Raw genomic sequence first — 16,985 nt, forward strand, 5'->3', positions numbered from 1 at the left:
GGACCGCGGTGACCACGGCGGCTTCCGGTGTACGCCGGGGCGTCCGTATCATCATGGGCGAAAAGGAGGTTTCCCCATGTGCCTCGGAATACCAGCCCAAATCGTCGAGGTGGTCGACCCCTCCCGCGCCACGGTCGCGATCAGCGGCGTGCGCCGGATGATCGCCACCGATCTGCTCGCCGACGCCGGCCCGCTCGCCCCGGGCGACTGGGTGCTCGTGCACGTCGGCTTCGCCCTGTCCCGGATCGACGAGGAGGAGGCGCGGCTCACCCTGGAGCAGATCGCCCGCCTCGGCGAGGGCGTCCTCGATGACGAGGTCGCCCAGTTCGCCTCCTCCCGGATCCCCGGCGCCGGCCCGGACGGCGCCGGGGCCCCGGATGCGGGGGCGACGCGATGAAGTACGTCGACGAGTACCGCGACCCGGCGGCGGCGCGGGCGCTGCTGACCCGGATCGAGGCCGAGGCGGACCGGCTGGAGCGCCCGATCCGGCTGATGGAGGTCTGCGGCGGGCACACCCACACCATCTACCGCTACGGCCTGGAGAACCTGCTGCCGGAGGCCATCGAGCTGGTGCACGGGCCCGGCTGCCCGGTGTGCGTGATCCCGATGGGCCGGGTCGACGACGCGATCGCCCTGGCGGAGCAGCCGGAGGTGACCCTGACCACCTTCGGGGACATGATGCGGGTGCCCGGCTCACGCGGCTCCCTGCTCGACGCCCGGGCCCGCGGCGCCGACGTGCGCTTCGTGTACTCCCCCCTGGACGCGCTGCGCCTGGCCGAGGAGAACCCGGACCGGCAGGTGGTCTTCTTCGCCGTCGGCTTCGAGACCACCACCCCCTCCACCGCGGTGACCCTGGCCGCCGCCGAACGCGCGGGCGTGCCCAACTTCTCCGTGTTCAGCAACCACGTGCTCATCGAGCCGCCGCTGCGCGCCATCGTCGACGGCGGGGAGACCGCCGTGGACGGGTTCATCGGACCCGGCCACGTCGGCACCGTGGTGGGCACCCGCGCCTTCGACTTCCTCGCCGAGGAGTTCAACCTGCCCTGCGTGGTCGCCGGCTTCGAGCCCCTGGACATCCTGCAGGCGGTGGCGATGCTGCTGGAGCAGTTCACCTCCGGCCGGGTCGCCGCGGGCCGCGCCGAGGTGGGCAACCAGTACGCCCGGGTGGTCCGCCCCGCGGGCAACCCCGGCGCCCGGGCCCTGATGGACCGGGTGTTCCGGGTGCGGGAGAGCTTCGAATGGCGCGGCCTGGGCGAGCTGCCCCGCTCCGGGCTGGCGCTGTCGGCGGAGTTCGCCGGCTTCGACGCCGAGGCGCGCTTCCGCGTCCCCGGCGCCCGGATCGAGGATCCGGCGACCTGCGAATGCGGCTCGGTGCTCACCGGCCGGATCAAGCCCTGGCAGTGCCGGGTGTTCGGCACCGCCTGCACCCCGGACACGCCCATCGGCACCTGCATGGTCTCCCCCGAGGGCGCCTGCGCCGCCTACTACAACTTCGGCCGGATCGACCGCGACGCCACCCGGCGGATCGCGGTCGGCCAGCACGCCTGAGCCCCGGAAAGGACGCCCATGGACCCGAAGAACCGGCTCAACGACGACGAGGCGAGGGTCAACGCCAACATCGGCCGGGTGCGCGCCCGCGGCCACCGGCTCCTCGACTCCCAGGTCACCCTCGCCCACGGCGCCGGCGGCAAGGCCTCGGCCGCCCTGGTGGAGAACGTGTTCTTCGAGGCCTTCGGCGGCGCGGCGCTCACCGCCGCCGGGGACTCCGCGGTGCTCGCCGCGCCCCCGGCCGGCCGGCTGGCCATGTCCACCGACTCCTACGTGGTCAACCCGGTGGAGTTCCCCGGCGGCGACATCGGCGAGCTGGCGGTCAACGGCACCGTCAACGATCTCGCCGTCGCCGGGGCCCGGCCGCTGCACCTCACCGCGGGGTTCATCCTGGAGGAGGGCCTGGAGATCGACCTGCTGCGCCGGATCTGCGCCTCCATGGCGGCCGCGGCGGACGCCGCCGGGGTGGCCATCGTCGCCGGGGACACCAAGGTGGTGCCCCGCGGGGCGGCGGACCGGCTCTACGTCACCACCGCCGGGGTGGGGGTGATCCCGCCCGGCCGGGATCCCGGGCCGCACCGGGTGCGCGCCGGGGACGCGGTGATCCTCTCCGGGCCGATCGCCGACCACGGCATGGCGGTGATGATGGCCCGCGGGGACCTGGCGATCAGCGCCCCCATCGAATCCGACACCCGGCCGGTGCACACGCTGGTGGAGGCCCTGTTCGAGGCGGTGCCGGACACCGCCTGGCTGCGCGACGCCACCCGCGGCGGGCTGGCCACGGTGCTCAACGAGCTGGCCCGGGACACCGGGCTGGGCGTGGCCATCGAGGATGCGGCGATCGCCGTCCACGACATGACCCGGGCGGCCTGCGACATGCTCGGCATCGACCCGCTCTACGTCGCCAACGAGGGCACCTTCGCCGCGGTGGTGCCCGCGGCCGGGGCGGAGGCCGCGGTGGCGGCGCTGGTCGCCGCCGGCGCCCCCGACGCGGCCGTGGTGGGCCGGGTGGTGGCGGAGCCGGCGGAGTCGGTGGTGCTGGTCACCGGCTTCGGCGGCACCCGGATGGTGGACATGCTGGTCGGCGACCCGCTGCCCCGGATCTGCTGAGCCCGCCCCGGGGGCGCTACCCGGCCGCCCCCGCCCCCGCAGGGCCCTCGGCGAGCGCCAGCACCCCGTAGATCGCCTGGCCGAGGGCCAGCCCGCCGTCATTGGGCGGCACCAGCCGGTGGGTGCGCAACCCCGGCAGCCGTTCGGCGAGGCCGGCCACGAGCAGCCGGTTCAGGGCGCAGCCGCCGGTGACCCCCACCGGGCGGGCCGGGTCCCCGGCCGCCGCGGCGAGGCGCTCGGCGAGGATCCGGGCCAGCCCGTCGTGGAAGCGCCGCGGGCCCCCGCCGTCGATGAGCTCGGCGAAGAGCTCCGGCAGATCCGTCGCCGCGCTCTCCGCGGGGCGCTCCCGGGCCGCGGCGGCCTCGAGGGCCATCGCCGCCTGGCCCTCGTGGGTCACCGCCCCGAGGCCGAAGGCCCCCGCGTAGACCGCCGCGGCGTCGAAGATCCGGCCCAGGGAGGTCGAGGCCACCCCGGCGCCCCGGTCGAGCTGGCGCAGCAGCACCGCCGGCTCCGGGCCCTCCGGCAGCGGCGGATCCGGCAGCCCCCAGGAGCGGGCCAGGCACAGCGCGCTGCGCCAGGGCCGGGTGACGCTGCGGTCCCCGCCGGCGAAGGCGAAGGCCGGCACATGCCAGGCCCGGGTGCAGTCCAGGCCGTCGACGTCGAGGATCTCCCCGCCCCAGATGGCGCCGTCGGCGCCGTAGCCGGTGCCGTCCAGGGCGGCGACCACCCCGGAGACCAGGTCGTGCTCGCCGAGCAGGGCCAGGGCGTGCGCATGGTGGTGCTGCACCCGCAGCACCCGGCCGAAGCGCTCCTCCGCCCACGCCGCGGAGGCGTAGCCGGGGTGCGCATCGCAGACCACCACCGCCGGGGTCGCCCCGCGCAGCCGCAGCAGGTTGTCCACCGTCGCGGCCAGCCGGTCCCGGCCCTCCAGGGTGCCCACGTCCCCGAGATGCGGGGCCAGGTGCACCCAGGGCCCCTCCGCGAGGGCGGGCGCGTTCTTCAGCTCCCCGCCGACGGCCAGCACCGCCGGCCCCGGCCCCTCCCCCGCCGCGGCGCGGATCGGGGCGGGCAGCGGCGCCGGCAGCGGGGCCAGGCCGCGGGCCCGGCGCACCGGGACCGCGCCCCGGTAGACGGAGTCCTCCACCGGCTGGTGGATCGGCCGATCGTGCAGCAGCAGCGCATCGGCCACCCCGGACAGCCGGGCGATCGCGTCTTCGTCACGGTGGCACAGCGGCGCCCCGGGCGGGTTGCCGGAGGTGGCCACCATCGGCCGGTCCACCAGCAGCGCGTGCACCGGGGCGTAGCGGGCCAGCACGCCCACCTCGTCCAGGCCCGGGGCGATCCCGGCGGCCAGCGGCGCGCCGGCGCGGCGTGGCCCGATCACGATCGGCGCCGCCGGGGAGGCCAGCAGGGCGGCGGCCTCGGCGTCGAGCTCCACCAGGGCCGCCGGATCCGGGGCCATCACCGCCAGGGGCTTGTCCGGGCGGCGTTTGCGCCGGCGCAGCTCGGCGACCGCCGCCTCGTCCGCGGCATCGCAGAGCAGGTGCATCCCGCCGATGCCCTTCACCGCCAGGATCCCGCCGCCGGCGAGCACCGCCCGCGCCCCGGCCAGCGGATCCCCGGCCACCGGGTCCCCGGCCGGGTCCACCAGGCGCAGCCGGGGCCCGCAGTCCGGGCAGCAGATCGGCTGGGCGTGGTGCCGGCGGTCGGCCGGGTCGGCGTACTCGGCGGCGCAGGCCGGGCACATCGGGAACGCCGCCATGGTGGTGTTCGGCCGGTCGTAGGGCAGCTCGACGATGATCGAGTAGCGCGGCCCGCAGTCCACGCAGGTGATGAAGGGGTGCCCGGCGCGGCGGTCGGCGGGGTCGGCGAGCTCGGCGGCGCAGGCCGCGCACAGCGCCATGTCCGGCGGGGCCAGGGTGCGCGGCCCGGAGTCCGCGCGGGAGGCGTCGATGGCGAATCCGGCCCGCCCGGGCAGCGGCGGCAGCGCCGTTTCGATGGTCCGCACAATGCGCGCCGCGGGCGGGGGGTTTTCACGCATGCGCTGAATAAAAACGGCGATCGCCGCCGGTGCGCCCTGCACATCCGCATATGCGCCGGAGTTCGTGTTACCGCAGGCTCCGCTAAGCCCCAGATCCCCCGCCAACCTGGCGATATGCGGACGGAAACCGACGCCTTGCACCACTCCGCGGTACTCCAGGTAACGGCGTAAGTCCGGCATATCCAACAGAGTATCCTTAAATGCATGCATGAGGTAGCCTTGAGTATGCAGATGGCCCGGATCGTGGCCAGGGCTGCCGACAACAGAAAAGTAATGGCCGTCCGCGTCGAGATCGGGGCGCTGCGCCAGGTGGTGCCCGCCTCCCTCGCCCACGCATGGCGCTTCGCGGTGGCGGGGAGCAACCTCGCCGACGCGGAACTGGAGATGATCCACCGCCCGGCGCGGGTGCGCTGCCCGGCCGGCCACCTCACCGAACCGGCGCCCGGCTTCCGCTGCGCGGAATGCGGGGCGCCCGGCGATGTCGCCCAGGGCCTGGAGTTCCGGGTCATCGACATCGAAATCGCAGGCAGGAGCTGAATTGGGACGTTTCCACCGGCATGACGGCGATGATCCGCACGGCCATCACCACCACGGCCACGACCATGGCCACGACCACGACCACCCCCACGGGCACCCGGATCGGGATCTGGGGGATCACTCCGGCTACGACACCGGCCGGGAGCGGATCGCGATCCTGGAGGACATCTTCCACGAGAACGACCACCGCGCCGCGGCGAACCGCGCCGCCTTCGACGACCACGGCATCACCTGCGTCAACATCATGAGCTCACCGGGCTCCGGGAAGACCGCGCTCATCCGGCTGGCCCTGGAGCGGCTGCGCGATCGGGTCGCGGTCGGCGTGGTCGAGGGCGATATCGAGACCCCCCTGGACGCCGAGCGGCTCGCCGGCCTCGGCGCGCAGGTGTCCCTGCTCAACACCGGCGACGGCTTCGGCGGGGAATGCCACCTGGACGCCCCGATGGTCGCCGATGCGCTCACCCGCCTGGATCTCGGGGAGCTGGACCTGGTGCTCATCGAGAACGTGGGCAACCTGGTCTGCCCCGCCGAATTCGAGGTCGGGGAGCACCGGCGGATGATGGTCTACTCCATCACCGAGGGCGAGGACAAGCCCCTGAAGTACCCGGTGATGTTCCGCGCCGCGGAGGCGGTGGTGGTCAACAAGATGGACCTGCTGCCGCACCTGGACTTCGACATGGACCTGTTCCGGGACAACCTGCGCCGGGTCAACCCGGACGCGCGCGTCTTCGAGACCTCCGCGACCACCGGCGCGGGCGTCGCCGAATGGGTGGACTGGCTGGCCGGGGGAAAGGACTCCGACGATGAACCTCAGCGCTGACTGGCGCACCCGCAGCCTCGGCGAGGATCTGCTCGCCGCCGGTTTCGGCCGCCGCGACTTCCTCAAGTTCTGCGGGGGGCTGGCCGCGGTGTTCGCGGTGGGCACCCCCGCCGCGGCCGCCGATGAGCTCACCCCCGCCGCGGAGGAGATCGCCGACACCCTCGGCGCGGTGACCAAGCCCAACGTGGTGTGGCTGCAGCTGCAGGAGTGCACCGGCTGCATGGAGTCGGTGCTGCGCTCCGGGGGCGCCTCCATCGAGGACCTGGTGCTCAACAAGCTCTCCGTCAACTACAACGACCTGGTGATGGGCGCCGCCGGCGCCGCCGCGGAACGCGCCCTGGAGGACACCAACGCCGAACCGCACATCCTGGTGGTCAACGGCTCGGTGCCGGTCGGCGCGGACGGCGCCTACTGCACCATCGGCGGCAAGAGCGCCGAGCAGGTGCTGCGCGAGGCCGCCGAGCACGCCGAGGCGATCCTCGCCGTCGGCGCCTGCGCCGTGTACGGCTCGGTGCAGGCCGCCCGGCCCAACCCCACCGGGGCGGTCGGCGTGGACGAGATCATCACCGACAAGCCGGTGATCAACGTCTCCGGCTGCCCGCCGATCGGCGAGGTGATCACCGCCACCATCACCTACCTGCTCACCCACGGCAAACCCCCGGAGGTCGACGCGGAGGGCCGGCCGCTGTTCGCCTACGACCAGCGGATCCACGACTCCTGCCCGAAGCGGGCGCATTTCGACGCCGGGCAGTTCGTGCGGGTCTTCGACGACGAGGGCGCCCGCAACGGCTGGTGCCTCTACGAGGTCGGCTGCAAGGGGCCGTCGACCTTCTCGCCCTGCCCGATCATCCAGTGGAACCTGAAGTCCGGCTGGCCGATCGGCGCCGGGCACCCGTGCATCGGCTGCACGGAGAAGCACTTCTTCGACCGCTTCACCCCCTTCTACGAGAAGCTGCCGGAGGTGCGCGGCTTCGGCGTGGAATCCACCGTGGAGACGGTGGGGCTGACCGCCGTGGGCCTGGCCGCCGCCGGGGTGGCGGTGCACGGGGCGGCGACCGTGGTGCGCCAGATCGGCCTGCGCCGCGGCGAGGAGGAGCGGACCATCGACGTCGCCGGGGAGGCCCCGGCGGCGCCCGAACGGACGGAGGACTGATATGGAGCGCCTGGTCATCGACCCGATCACCCGCATCGAGGGCCATCTGCGGATCGAGCTGGAGCACTCCGGCGGGAGAATCCGGGAGTCCTGGGCGGAGACCACCCAGTACCGCGGCATCGAGACCATCGTGGAGGGTCGCGACCCCCGCGACGTGTGGGCCTTCGTGGGCCGGATCTGCGGGGTGTGCACGGGCGTGCACTCGGTGGCCTCGGTGGTCGCCGTGGAGGACGCCCTGGGCATCGAGGTGCCGAAACAGGGCCGGCTGATCCGGGATCTGGTGCTCGGCTCCCAGGAGGTGCACGACCACGCGGTGCACTTCTACCACCTGCACGCCCTGGACTGGGTGAACGTGGTCTCCGCGGCGGGCGCCGATCCGGCGAAGGCGGTGGAGTTCGCCAAGTCCATCGGCTCGACCTGGCGGGGCAACTCCGAGGAGCGCTTCGCCGAGGTCAAGGCCACCCTGGAGCAGGTGCTCGAATCCGGGCAGCTGTCCATCTTCACCGGCGGCTACTGGGATCACCCGGATTACCGGCTGCCCCCGGAGGCCAATCTCATGGCGGTGGCGCACTACCTCGACGCGCTGCAGTTCCAGCGCTCCATCATCCGGGTGAACACCGTCTTCGGCGGCAAGAACCCGCACCCGAACTTCCTGGTCGGCGGCATGGCCTGCTCGATCGACCCGGACAAGTCGGAGACCGTCAACCAGGTCGCCCTGGACCAGGTGAAGTCCTGGGTGGAGGAGATCGTCGACTTCACGGAGAACTGCTACCTGCCGGACGCGCTGGCCATCATGGGCGTCTACGACGACTACTTCGACATCGGCGCCGCCGCCCCGAACTTCCTCGCCGTGGGCATGGCCGGGGCGACCTACGGCGGGGACCCGGCGAATTCGCGCACGCCCACGGTCAACCCGAACGTCAAACCCGGGCTCATCCTGGACGGGGACTACACCCGGGTGGTCGACCTGGACCCGACCAAGATCGAGGAGTACATCTCCTCGGCCTGGTACGAGTACCCGGTCGGCGACGACCAGCCGATGACCCCGGACGTGGGCGTGACCGACCCGAAGTACACCGGGCCCACCCCGCCCTACGAATGGCTCGCCGACGAGGAGAAGTACACCTGGTCCAAGGCCCCGCGCTACGACGGCCGGGTGGTGCAGGTCGGCCCCATCGCCCGGGTGCTGCTCGCCTACGTGCAGGGCGACCCGCTGACCACCCGCCTGGTGGACGAGGCCCTGGAGCGCTACGGGATCGGGGTGGACAAGCTCAACTCCACCGGCGGGCGCACCCTGGCCCGGGCGGTGGAGGCGGTCACCGCCGCCCGCAACCTCGCCTACGAGGTGCTGCCCGAGTTCATCGAGGGCATCGCCGCCGGGGATCTCGACGTGTTCGACTCCACCAAATGGGAGCCGGACACCTGGCCGGAGGAGTGCACCGGCTACTCCATGGTGGAGGTCGCCCGCGGGATGCTCTCGCACTGGGTGCGGATCAAGGACGGCAAGGTCGCCAACTACCAGGCGGTGGTGCCGACGACCTGGCTGGCCTCCGGGCGGGACCCGGAGGGCAAGCGCGGCCCCTACGAGGAGGCCCTGGTGGCCAACCATCCCCTGGTGGACCCGGAGCAGCCCCTGGAGCCGCTGCGCACCATCCACTCCTTCGACCCGTGCATGGCCTGCGCGGTGCATGTGCTGGACCCCTCCGGGGCGGAGCTGATGCGGGTGAGCACCCAATGACCGCCGCATCCGGGATCCCCGGGGCCGCCCCCGCCGGGGACCCCCGCCCCGACCCCCGCCCCGCCGGCGCCGCGCCGGCCGGCTCGCATGCCGCCGGCGCGGCCGGCGCCCCGCCGCGCACGCACCGCCGGGTGCGGCTGTGGGCCCGGGCGCTGCGCGTGCAGCACTGGACCTCGGTGGCGCTCATCGTGATCATGTCCGCCACCGGCTGGTACATCATGGACCCCTTCTTCGGCCCGCAGCCGACCGGGGACACCGAGGCCGGCTACCTCATGGGCTGGATCCGGTTCATCCACATCATGGCCGGGTTCGCCTGGATCGGGATCGGCCTGTGGCGGGTGGTGCTGCTCTTCATCGGCCCGCCGCAGTCGCGCTGGCGCGCCCTGTGGCCCTTCCACGGCCGCCGGGACCTGCGCGGGCTGCGCGACACCCTGCTGCACTACCTCTTCCTCAAGCGGGAGGGGCCGGTCTACCTCACCCACAACCCGCTGCAGCAGATCGCCTACACCGGCATCTACGTGCTCTGCCTGCTCCAGGTGCTCACCGGGCTGGCGTTGTACGGCCTCTACGACCAGTACAACGTGGTCTTCGTGATCCTCTCCTACCCGGTGCACTGGCTGGGCGTGCCCGTGGTGCGGCTCCTCCACGCCGGGATCATGTTCTGCCTGTGGGTGTTCGTCATCGCGCACGTCTACCTGGCGGTGCGCTCGGACATGGTGGAGCGCAACGGCGCCATCTCCTCGATGATCAGCGGCGGGCTGTGGCTGGCCCCGGACGTGCACCCGGTGGACGAGGACCGCGTCGGATGACGGTGGTGCTCGGCGTCGGCAACCCGATCATGGGCGATGACGCCACCGGCCTGGCGCTGCTCGCCCGGGTGCGCGCCCGCTGGGCGGCGGGCGCGGACGCGCCGGCCGGGGCCGCCGGCGGGCTCATCCCGCTGTCCAGCGACCGGCGCGACGCCGCCCCCGCGGCGGCGGCGCTGGCTGAGGAGGAGATCCGCGGGGTGCGCTTCGTCGACGGCGGCACCGCCGGGATGGAGCTGCTGCCGGTGATCCAGGGCGCCCGGGATCTGCTGCTGCTGGATTCCCTGGCCGGCCCCGGCGCCCCCGGGGAGGTCGTCCGCCTCACCGGCGACCAGGTGCCCCGGCTGCTGCGGCAGAAGCTCTCCCCGCACCAGGTGGGGCTGCTGGACCTGCTCTCCGCGGCCCGGCTGCTCGGCCGGGAGCCGGGGCGGGTGGCCGTGGTCGGGGTGGTCGCCGCCTCCCCGGAGCTGGACCTGGAGCTCAGCGCCGAGGTGGCCGCGGCGCTGGAGCCGGCGGCCGCCGTGGCGACGGGGGTGCTCAGCTCGTGGACCTGATGTCGACCCAGGCGACCTCGAACTCCCGGCCGCGGCGCAGATCCGCGGTCGGGAACCCGCATACCGGGCAGGTCAGCGCGAAGTACTCGTCGATCTCGCGTTCCGCGGCGCAGGCCGGGCACCACACCGCGGCGCCGAGCTCCTCGACCACCAGCCGCGCCCCCGCGCAGCAGCCGCCGGCCGCGGCCAGCGGCCAGGCGGCGTGCAGCGCCTCGACGACCACCCCGGAGCGGGCGCCGACCCGCAGGCCCACCGCGGCGACCTCCCGGCCGCCGGCGGCCCCGGCGACGGCGCCGACGACGCCGGTGAGCAGACCCAGTTCATGCACGACCCCACTATCCCACGCCCGCCCGGGCCGCCCCGGACCGGGCCGGGGCGCAGGAGGCCGCTGATGCGCATCACCCTCGACGAGTTCCTCGACCCCTTCGAGGCCCGGGTGGTCGTCGACGCCGACGGGCCCCGCTTCGATCTCTCCGCGCTGCCCCGGCTGGAGCCGATGCTGCTCGGCCGGGAGGTCGCCGGGGTGCCGGACACGGTGAAGATGCTCTGCGGGATCTGCCCGGTGCCGCACCACCTCGCCGGGATGATGGCCCTGGAGGGCGCCGCGGCGGTGCCGCCGGCCGCCGGGCTGCTGCGCCGGCTGCTGGCCCATGCCGCGACCCTGACCACCCTGGGCCCCCGGGTGGACCCGGCCGCCGCCCGCTTCGGCGCCGCGGTCCTGGCCGCCGCGGGCGCCCCCGGGCATTTCCCGGACGTGGCGCTGCCCGGCGGGGTGCGCCCGGTCGCCGATCCGGCGGCGCTGGCGGCGCTGCCGGCGGCCGCCCCTCAGCCGCCGCCGGCGCCGGCGGACGCCGGTTGGGCGGACGACTACCCCGGCGCGGACGCCGCCCTCGTCGACGCCGGGGGGTTCCTCGACCCGCTCGGCGACCACGTGTCCTTCGCCGGCCGGCCGGTGCCGGTGGCGGAGTTCCTCGCCGGACTGGTGGAGTCCCGGCCCGGGGCGCCCGCGCCGCGGCCGCTGTTCCGGGGCCGCGGCTACCGGGTGGGCCCGCTGGCCCGGCTGGGGCTGCCCACCCGGCACCGCGGGCCACTGCCGGCCGGTATCGGCCCGGCGGCGGCGCAGGCGGTCGCGGTGGCCGATGCGCTGGCCGCGGTGGCCGATCTGGCCGGCCCGGCGGCGGCGGCGCTGGCCGCCGCGGACCCGGCGGCGCTGCGCGCCGAGCCCGCGGAGCCGGCCGGGGCGGTGGTGGACGGGCCGCGGGGGCTGCTCGTGCACGAGTACGCCGCGGACGCCGCCGGCCGGCTCACCGCCGCGCGGATCCTCACGCCCACCGCGCAGAACGAGCCCTGGCTGGCCGGGATGCTCGCCGCGATGGACCCGGAGCAGGCGATCCGGGCCGCGGATCCCTGCCTGCCGTGCACCTCGGCGCCGGCCGGGGCGATGGGCGTCATCGTCGACCATGCCGAAGAGGAGGACTGACCCATGTGCCTGGGCGTGCCGGCCCGCGTGCTGGAGCTCACCGGGGGCCCGATGCCGATGGCCCGCGCCGATTTCGCCGGGGAGCACCGGGAGATCTGCGTGGCCTATCTGCCGGAGGTCGCCGTCGGCGATCACGTGATCGCGCAGAACGGGTTCGCGGTGCACATCGTCGACCCGGAGGAGGCGGCCGCCTCCCTGGCGGCGCTGCGCGATCTGCTCGGCTGAGGCCGTGGCCGCGGCGGCGACGCCGGGGGCCCGGGGGTGGTCGGGGGCGGCACCATAGGCGATTTGCTATGCAAGCGCTAACAGTTTTGGGTTACCCTCATCTCCGAGCAGCGGCACCACCGCCCCGATCCCGGGGGCACCGGCGGTCCGCGACCGAATCCCCGAGGAACGCAACGCATGTCATTGAAGAAGAAGCTCCCCGCCACCGGGCTGGCCCTCGCCGGCCTCGCCGGCGCACTCGTCGGCTGCGGGTCCGACTCCGGCTCCGCCGACACCGCCGGGGACGCCTCCGGCACCTCCGCCGCCGACTCCCCGGACGACGCCCTGGTCATCTACTCGGGCCGCTCCGAGGACCTGGTCGCCCCGCTGATCGAGAAATTCACCGAGGGCGTCGACTATGACGTGGACGTGCGCTACGGCAAATCCGCGGAGCAGGCGCAGCTGCTGCTCACCGAGGGCGAGGACACCCCGGCGGACGTGTTCTTCTCCCAGGAGTCCGGGGCCCTCGGCCTGGTCTCCGAGCAGGGCATGCTCGCCCCGCTGTCCGATGCGGTCCTGGAGCGGGTGCCGGCCGGCTTCGCCGCCGGCGACGGCACCTGGGTGGGCGTCACCGGCCGCGCCCGGGTCGTCGCCTACGACCGGGACACCGTCGACGCCGCCGAGGCCCCGGACACCGCCGCGGCCATGGTGGACCCGAAGTGGAAGGGCCGGATCGGGGTCGCCCCCGGCAACGCCAGCTTCATCGCCTTCGTCTCCGCCATGCGCGACGCCCTCGGCGACGAGGCCACCGCCGACTGGCTGGACAAGCTGGTCGCCAATGAGCCGGTCATCTACGAGAAGAACTCGCACATCCTCGAGGGCGTGGACACCGGCGAGGTCGCCATCGGCCTGATCAACCACTACTACTGGTTCCGCGAGGCCGCCGAGCGCGGCGGCGAGAACATGCGCGCCCAGCTGAAGTACGGCGCCCCCGGCGATCTCGCCGCCCTGGTCAACGCCACCGGCGTGGGCGTGCTCACCGGCGCCGGCGAGGATGAGCGGGCCATGGAGTTCGTGGACTTCCTGCTCTCCGATGCGGCGCAGACCTGGTTCACCGAAACCACCTTCGAGTTCCCCCTCATCGACGGGATCGCCTCCCCCGAGGGCGTGCCCGCGATGGATTCGATGACCGTGCCGGATGTGGACCTGGCCAAGCTCGGCGATGTCGCGGGCACCACCGCGCTCATCGACGCCTCGGGCCTGACCTCCATGTGAGCGGGGCGCGCACCGGGGCCCGCGGGGGCCCCTCCCCCCTCCTGATCGCCGCCGCGGCCCTGGCCGTGGCGGCGGTCGCCGTACCCCTGGTCTTCCTCCTCGGGGAGGCCGCCACCGCGCCGGCGGCGCGGATGGCCGCCGCCGCGGCGCGCCCCGGCACCCGCTCCGCGGCGGTGACCACCGCCGCCCTGGTCGCCGGCTGCGTCCTCGGCTCCCTGGCGGTGGGCGTGCCCACCGCGGTGGCGCTGACCCGGCTGGATCTGCCGGCCCACCGGGCCTGCCGGGTCGCCGCGGCCCTGCCCCTGGCGGTGCCCTCCTACGTCGCCGCGCTGGCCTGGGCGAACCTGGTGCCGCTGCGCGGCTACTGGGCCTCGGTGCTGGTGCTCACCCTGGTCACCGCCCCCTACGTCACCCTGCCCACCGCGGCGGCGCTGCGCCGGGCGGACACCCGCGGCGAGGAGGTCGCGCGCACCCTGGGCCGCGGCCCGGTGCGCGCCTTCCTCACCATGACCGGCCCGCAGATCGCGCCGGCGGCGGCCTCCGGGGCCCTGCTGGTGGCGCTCTACGCCATCTCCGAGTACGGCGTGGTCGCGATCATGCGGCTGCGCACCCTCACCCCCGCGGTGCAGGCCGCCTTCGCCGGCGGCTTCAACCGGGAGCTGGCCATGCTGCTGTCGGTGCTGCTGGTGGCGATGGCGATGGCGGTGGTCGCGGTGGAGCGGGCGGTGCGCCGCCCGGTGGCCGCGCAGCGCGTCGCCGCCCCGGCCCCGGCCACCGCCCGGCGCGGCCGCTGGGCCGCCCTGGCGGCCCTGGCCGCCGTGTTCGCCGCGGCGGTGGGGGTGCCGGTGGGCCTGCTCCTCGCCCGGGCGGGCCGCTCCGTCGCCGGTGGCGCGGTGGACTGGCCGCGGCTGGCCGCCGCGGCCCGGGTCACCGTGGGCCTGGGCCTGGGCGGGGCGGCGGTGGCGATCGCGCTGGCGCTGCCGGTGGCGATGCTCGCCGCCCGGTACCGCGGGCCGGTGGCCTCCGGCCTGGAGACCGCCATGTACCTCGCCCACGGCCTGCCCGGGATCGTGCTGGGCCTGTCCATGGTCTACCTCGCGCTGGCCCTCGCCCCGGGGCTCTACCAGAGCCTGGGGCTGCTGGTCCTCGCCTACGGGATCCTCTTCGCGCCGAAGGCGCTGGGCTCGGCGCGGGCGGCCCTGGCGCAGGTGCCGCCCGCCCTGGAGGACGCCGCGCGCACCCTGGGCCGCTCCCCGGCGGGCACCTGGGTGGCGGTCACCGCCCGGCTGGCCTGGCCGGGCATCGCCGCCGGGGCGCTGCTGGTCGCGCTGACCGTGATGAAGGAGCTGCCCGCCACCCTGATGCTGCGGCCCACCGGGACCGACACCCTGGCCACCCGGCTGTGGCAGCTCACCGACGTGGTGGCCTTCGGCGAGGCCGCCCCCTACGGCCTGGCCCTGGTGGCCGTGGCCACGGTGCCGGCGCTGCTGCTGGCCCGGGACGGGGGCCGGCGATGAGCGGCGCGGGCGGCCGGCTGGCGATCACCGGGCTGCGCGCCGGCTACCCCCGGGCCGCCGAGGTGCTCACCGGGGTGGAGCTCACCGTGCCCGCCGGCGGCCTGGTGGCGGTGCTGGGGCCCTCCGGCTGCGGCAAGACCACCCTGCTGCGGGTGCTCGCCGGGCTGCTGCCGGCCGCCGCCGGGCGGATCCGGCTCGGCGACCGGGTGCTCGCCGAGGGCCCCCGGGGGCTGCCCCCGGAGCGCCGCCGGGTGGGCCTGGTGCCGCAGGACGCGGCCCTGTTCCCGCATCTCGACGTGGCCGGCAACGTCGGCTTCGGGCTGCCCCGGCGGGCCCGGCGCGGGCCCCGGGTCGGCGAATTGCTGGATCTCGCCGGGATCGCCGACCTCGCCGGGCGGATGCCCGCGGAGCTCTCCGGCGGCCAGGCCGCCCGGGTCGCGCTGGCCCGGGCGCTGGCCCCGGCCCCGGGGCTGGTGCTGCTCGACGAGCCCTACGCCGCCCTGGACGCGGCGCTGCGCGCCCGGCTGCGCGCCGATGTCGCCGCCATCCTCGCCGCCGCCGGCACCACCGCCATGCTGGTCACCCACGATCAGGACGAGGCGCTGTCCATGGCGGACCTGGTGGCGGTGCTCGACGGCGGCCGGGTGCTGCAGTGCGCCGCCCCGGAGGAGCTCTACGCCCGCCCGGCGACGCGCTGGGTGGCCGGGTTCGTCGGCGACTGCGCCACCCTGCCGGCGACCGACCTCGGCGGCGGCCGGCGCGGCTGCGCCCTCGGCGAGGTCCGGATCGGATCCGTCGCCGGCGCACCCGGGGCCACCGGGTATGTGGTGGTCCGCCCGGAGCAGGTGCGCCTCGGCCGGGGCGGGGTGCCCGCCCGGGTCACCGATCTGACCTACGTGGGCCACGCCACCACCTACGGGCTGGCCCTGCCGGACGGCACCCGGATCACCGCGCGCGCCGCCGGCCCGCCGCGGCACGCCCCCGGCGCGGAGGTCACCGCGGCGGCCGCGGGGCCGCTGCACCTGCTCGCCGGGTAGCCGCGCCGCACCGGGCGGGCCGCCGGGCTGGACTACCCTCGGCGGTGATCGCATCCGCCACCGCACCCCGGGAGGATCCCCATGCCCCCGCCCCGCCGCACCGGGCCCGCCCGCGCCGGCGCCGCCGCCCTGGCGGTGGCGCTGCTGGCCGGCTGCGCCCCCGTGGACCCGGACGCCGGCGCCGCGCCCGCCGGGGCGGACCCGGAGGCGCTGGTGGTCTACTCCGGCCGGCCCGCCGAACTGGTCGAGCCCCTGGTGCGGGACTGGTCGGCGGAATCCGGCACCCCGGTGCGGGTGCGCTACGGCGATTCCGGGGAGCTGGCCCAGCTGCTCATCGCCGAGGGGGCGGACACCCCGGCCGGGGTGTACCTGGCCGCCGGCACCGGCTCCCCGGCGCTGCTGGACGCCCGGGGACTGCTGGCCACCCTGCCCGGTGACGCCGCCGCCGCGGTGCCCGCCGGCTTCGCCGCCGCGGACGGGTCCTGGGCGGGCCTGGCCACCCGCACCCGGGGCTTCGCCTACGACCCGGGGCGGGTCACCGCCGGGGAGCTGCCGGGCACCCTCGCCGGGGCGACCGGGCCGCGCTGGCGGGGCCGGGTGGGCATCGCCCCCGGGGACCCGTCCTTCATCGCCATGGTGGCGGCGCTGCGCGCCCGGGAGGGCGAGGCGGCGACCGCCCGCCGGCTGGCCCGGCTCGCCGCGGCCGACCCGGTGCGCTACCCCAGCGAGGCGGCGGTGGTGGCGGCGGTGGCCGCCGGGGAGGTGTCCCTCGGCCTGGTCGACGACGCCGCCGCCCGGGCGCGCCCCGGCCGGGGCGGGGTGGGCTGGGCGCCCGGGGAACCCGGGGACCCGGCCGGGTTCATCGACGCCACCGCGGTGGCGGTGCCCGCCCCGGCCGCCGCCGACGACCGCGCCGCGGCCCTGGTCGCCCACCTGCTCGGCGCCGCCGCCCAGGAGCGGCTGGCCGCCGCGCACGAAACCCCGCTGTCCGGGGGCTCCCGGGGCGCCCGGCCGCCGGCCGGGGCCGCCGCCCCGGGCGCCGGCCGGGCCGAGGCCGGGGAGCTCGGCGAGGCGATGATCCTGATCGCCGAGGCGGGCCTGGCCGACCCGGTCGGCGGGGACGGCCGCTGAGGCCGCTCCCCCGGCGCCGGGGGCGGGCATGCGG

The 16,985-nt window shown here is 75.7% G+C and carries 17 protein-coding genes; 15 read left to right on the forward strand and 2 right to left on the reverse strand.

What is annotated here, in order from left to right:
* The first annotated feature begins 76 nt into the window (after positions 1-76).
* From CSPHI_RS09950 to hypE, 3 genes are read left to right on the forward strand one after another with little or no spacing between them, the layout of a single operon-like run.
* Positions 77-397 (forward strand): HypC/HybG/HupF family hydrogenase formation chaperone, encoded by a 321-nt coding sequence (locus CSPHI_RS09950; protein ID WP_075692932.1) that lies wholly within the window; start codon positions 77-79, stop codon positions 395-397.
* Positions 394-1,548: a hydrogenase formation protein HypD gene (hypD, locus tag CSPHI_RS09955; RefSeq protein ID WP_075692934.1), complete on the forward strand. Its 1,155-nt coding sequence runs from the start codon at positions 394-396 to the stop codon at positions 1,546-1,548. Before CSPHI_RS09950 ends, hypD begins: the two co-directional genes overlap by 4 nt.
* An 18-nt stretch (positions 1,549-1,566) precedes the next feature.
* On the forward strand, positions 1,567-2,658 hold the full coding sequence (gene hypE, locus CSPHI_RS09960) for a hydrogenase expression/formation protein HypE (RefSeq protein ID WP_075692936.1): 1,092 nt from the start codon (positions 1,567-1,569) through the stop codon (positions 2,656-2,658).
* Positions 2,659-2,674: 16 nt separating this feature from the next.
* Here hypE and hypF read toward each other — a convergent pair whose 3' ends face one another.
* On the reverse strand, positions 2,675-4,909 hold the full coding sequence (hypF, locus tag CSPHI_RS09965) for a carbamoyltransferase HypF (protein WP_342743743.1): 2,235 nt from the start codon (positions 4,907-4,909) through the stop codon (positions 2,675-2,677).
* Between hypF and CSPHI_RS09970 the strand changes: the two genes are divergently transcribed.
* Genes CSPHI_RS09970 through CSPHI_RS09995 form a run of 6 tightly spaced genes read left to right on the forward strand, consistent with a single transcriptional unit; the run spans position 4,904 to position 10,307 of the window.
* Positions 4,904-5,236, forward strand: coding sequence for a hydrogenase maturation nickel metallochaperone HypA (locus tag CSPHI_RS09970; protein WP_075692940.1), 333 nt, complete (start codon positions 4,904-4,906; stop codon positions 5,234-5,236). The genes hypF and CSPHI_RS09970 overlap by 6 nt on opposite strands.
* A 1-nt stretch (position 5,237) precedes the next feature.
* Positions 5,238-6,056 carry a hydrogenase nickel incorporation protein HypB gene (gene hypB / locus CSPHI_RS09975; protein ID WP_075692942.1) on the forward strand — a complete coding sequence of 273 codons (819 nt, stop codon included), beginning with the start codon at positions 5,238-5,240 and terminating at the stop codon, positions 6,054-6,056.
* On the forward strand, positions 6,040-7,209 hold the full coding sequence (locus tag CSPHI_RS09980) for a hydrogenase small subunit (protein WP_075692944.1): 1,170 nt from the start codon (positions 6,040-6,042) through the stop codon (positions 7,207-7,209). The genes hypB and CSPHI_RS09980 overlap by 17 nt, the downstream gene beginning before the upstream one ends.
* Before the next feature lies 1 nt (position 7,210).
* Entirely contained in the window at positions 7,211-8,947 is a 1,737-nt protein-coding gene (locus CSPHI_RS09985) for a nickel-dependent hydrogenase large subunit (RefSeq protein WP_075692946.1), read from the forward strand.
* Positions 8,944-9,756: a Ni/Fe-hydrogenase, b-type cytochrome subunit gene (cybH, locus tag CSPHI_RS09990; protein WP_075692947.1), complete on the forward strand. Its 813-nt coding sequence runs from the start codon at positions 8,944-8,946 to the stop codon at positions 9,754-9,756. The genes CSPHI_RS09985 and cybH overlap by 4 nt, the downstream gene beginning before the upstream one ends.
* On the forward strand, positions 9,753-10,307 hold the full coding sequence (locus CSPHI_RS09995; RefSeq protein ID WP_075692949.1) for a hydrogenase maturation protease: 555 nt from the start codon (positions 9,753-9,755) through the stop codon (positions 10,305-10,307). Before cybH ends, CSPHI_RS09995 begins: the two co-directional genes overlap by 4 nt.
* Here CSPHI_RS09995 and CSPHI_RS10000 read toward each other — a convergent pair.
* On the reverse strand, positions 10,291-10,635 hold the full coding sequence (locus CSPHI_RS10000; protein ID WP_075692951.1) for a hydrogenase maturation nickel metallochaperone HypA: 345 nt from the start codon (positions 10,633-10,635) through the stop codon (positions 10,291-10,293). The two genes, CSPHI_RS09995 and CSPHI_RS10000, sit on opposite strands and share 17 nt — an antisense overlap.
* 63 nt (positions 10,636-10,698) lie before the next feature.
* Here CSPHI_RS10000 and CSPHI_RS10005 point away from each other — a divergent pair, with 63 nt between their 5' ends.
* The 6 genes from CSPHI_RS10005 to CSPHI_RS10030 all read left to right on the forward strand — a co-directional run bounded on the left by CSPHI_RS10005 (position 10,699) and on the right by CSPHI_RS10030 (position 16,951).
* Positions 10,699-11,787: a hypothetical protein gene (locus CSPHI_RS10005; RefSeq protein WP_075692953.1), complete on the forward strand. Its 1,089-nt coding sequence runs from the start codon at positions 10,699-10,701 to the stop codon at positions 11,785-11,787.
* Positions 11,788-11,790: 3 nt separating this feature from the next.
* A complete protein-coding gene (locus tag CSPHI_RS10010) occupies positions 11,791-12,012 on the forward strand; it encodes a HypC/HybG/HupF family hydrogenase formation chaperone (RefSeq protein ID WP_075692955.1) in 222 nt (73 codons plus the stop codon).
* A gap of 177 nt (positions 12,013-12,189) precedes the next feature.
* The gene (locus CSPHI_RS10015; protein WP_075692957.1) at positions 12,190-13,266 is read left to right on the forward strand and encodes an extracellular solute-binding protein; all 1,077 of its coding nucleotides are present in this window, start codon (positions 12,190-12,192) and stop codon (positions 13,264-13,266) included.
* Positions 13,263-14,783 (forward strand): ABC transporter permease, encoded by a 1,521-nt coding sequence (locus tag CSPHI_RS10020; RefSeq protein ID WP_084210368.1) that lies wholly within the window; start codon positions 13,263-13,265, stop codon positions 14,781-14,783. The genes CSPHI_RS10015 and CSPHI_RS10020 overlap by 4 nt, the downstream gene beginning before the upstream one ends.
* Complete coding sequence (locus CSPHI_RS10025) at positions 14,780-15,820, forward strand: ABC transporter ATP-binding protein (RefSeq protein ID WP_075692958.1); 1,041 nt, start codon at positions 14,780-14,782, stop codon at positions 15,818-15,820. The genes CSPHI_RS10020 and CSPHI_RS10025 overlap by 4 nt, the downstream gene beginning before the upstream one ends.
* 81 nt (positions 15,821-15,901) lie before the next feature.
* The gene (locus CSPHI_RS10030; protein WP_075692960.1) at positions 15,902-16,951 is read left to right on the forward strand and encodes a substrate-binding domain-containing protein; all 1,050 of its coding nucleotides are present in this window, start codon (positions 15,902-15,904) and stop codon (positions 16,949-16,951) included.
* Positions 16,952-16,985 lie beyond the last annotated feature (34 nt).

The sequence above is a fragment of the Corynebacterium sphenisci DSM 44792 genome (assembly GCF_001941505.1).
In the GTDB taxonomy this organism is placed as follows: domain Bacteria; phylum Actinomycetota; class Actinomycetes; order Mycobacteriales; family Mycobacteriaceae; genus Corynebacterium; species Corynebacterium sphenisci.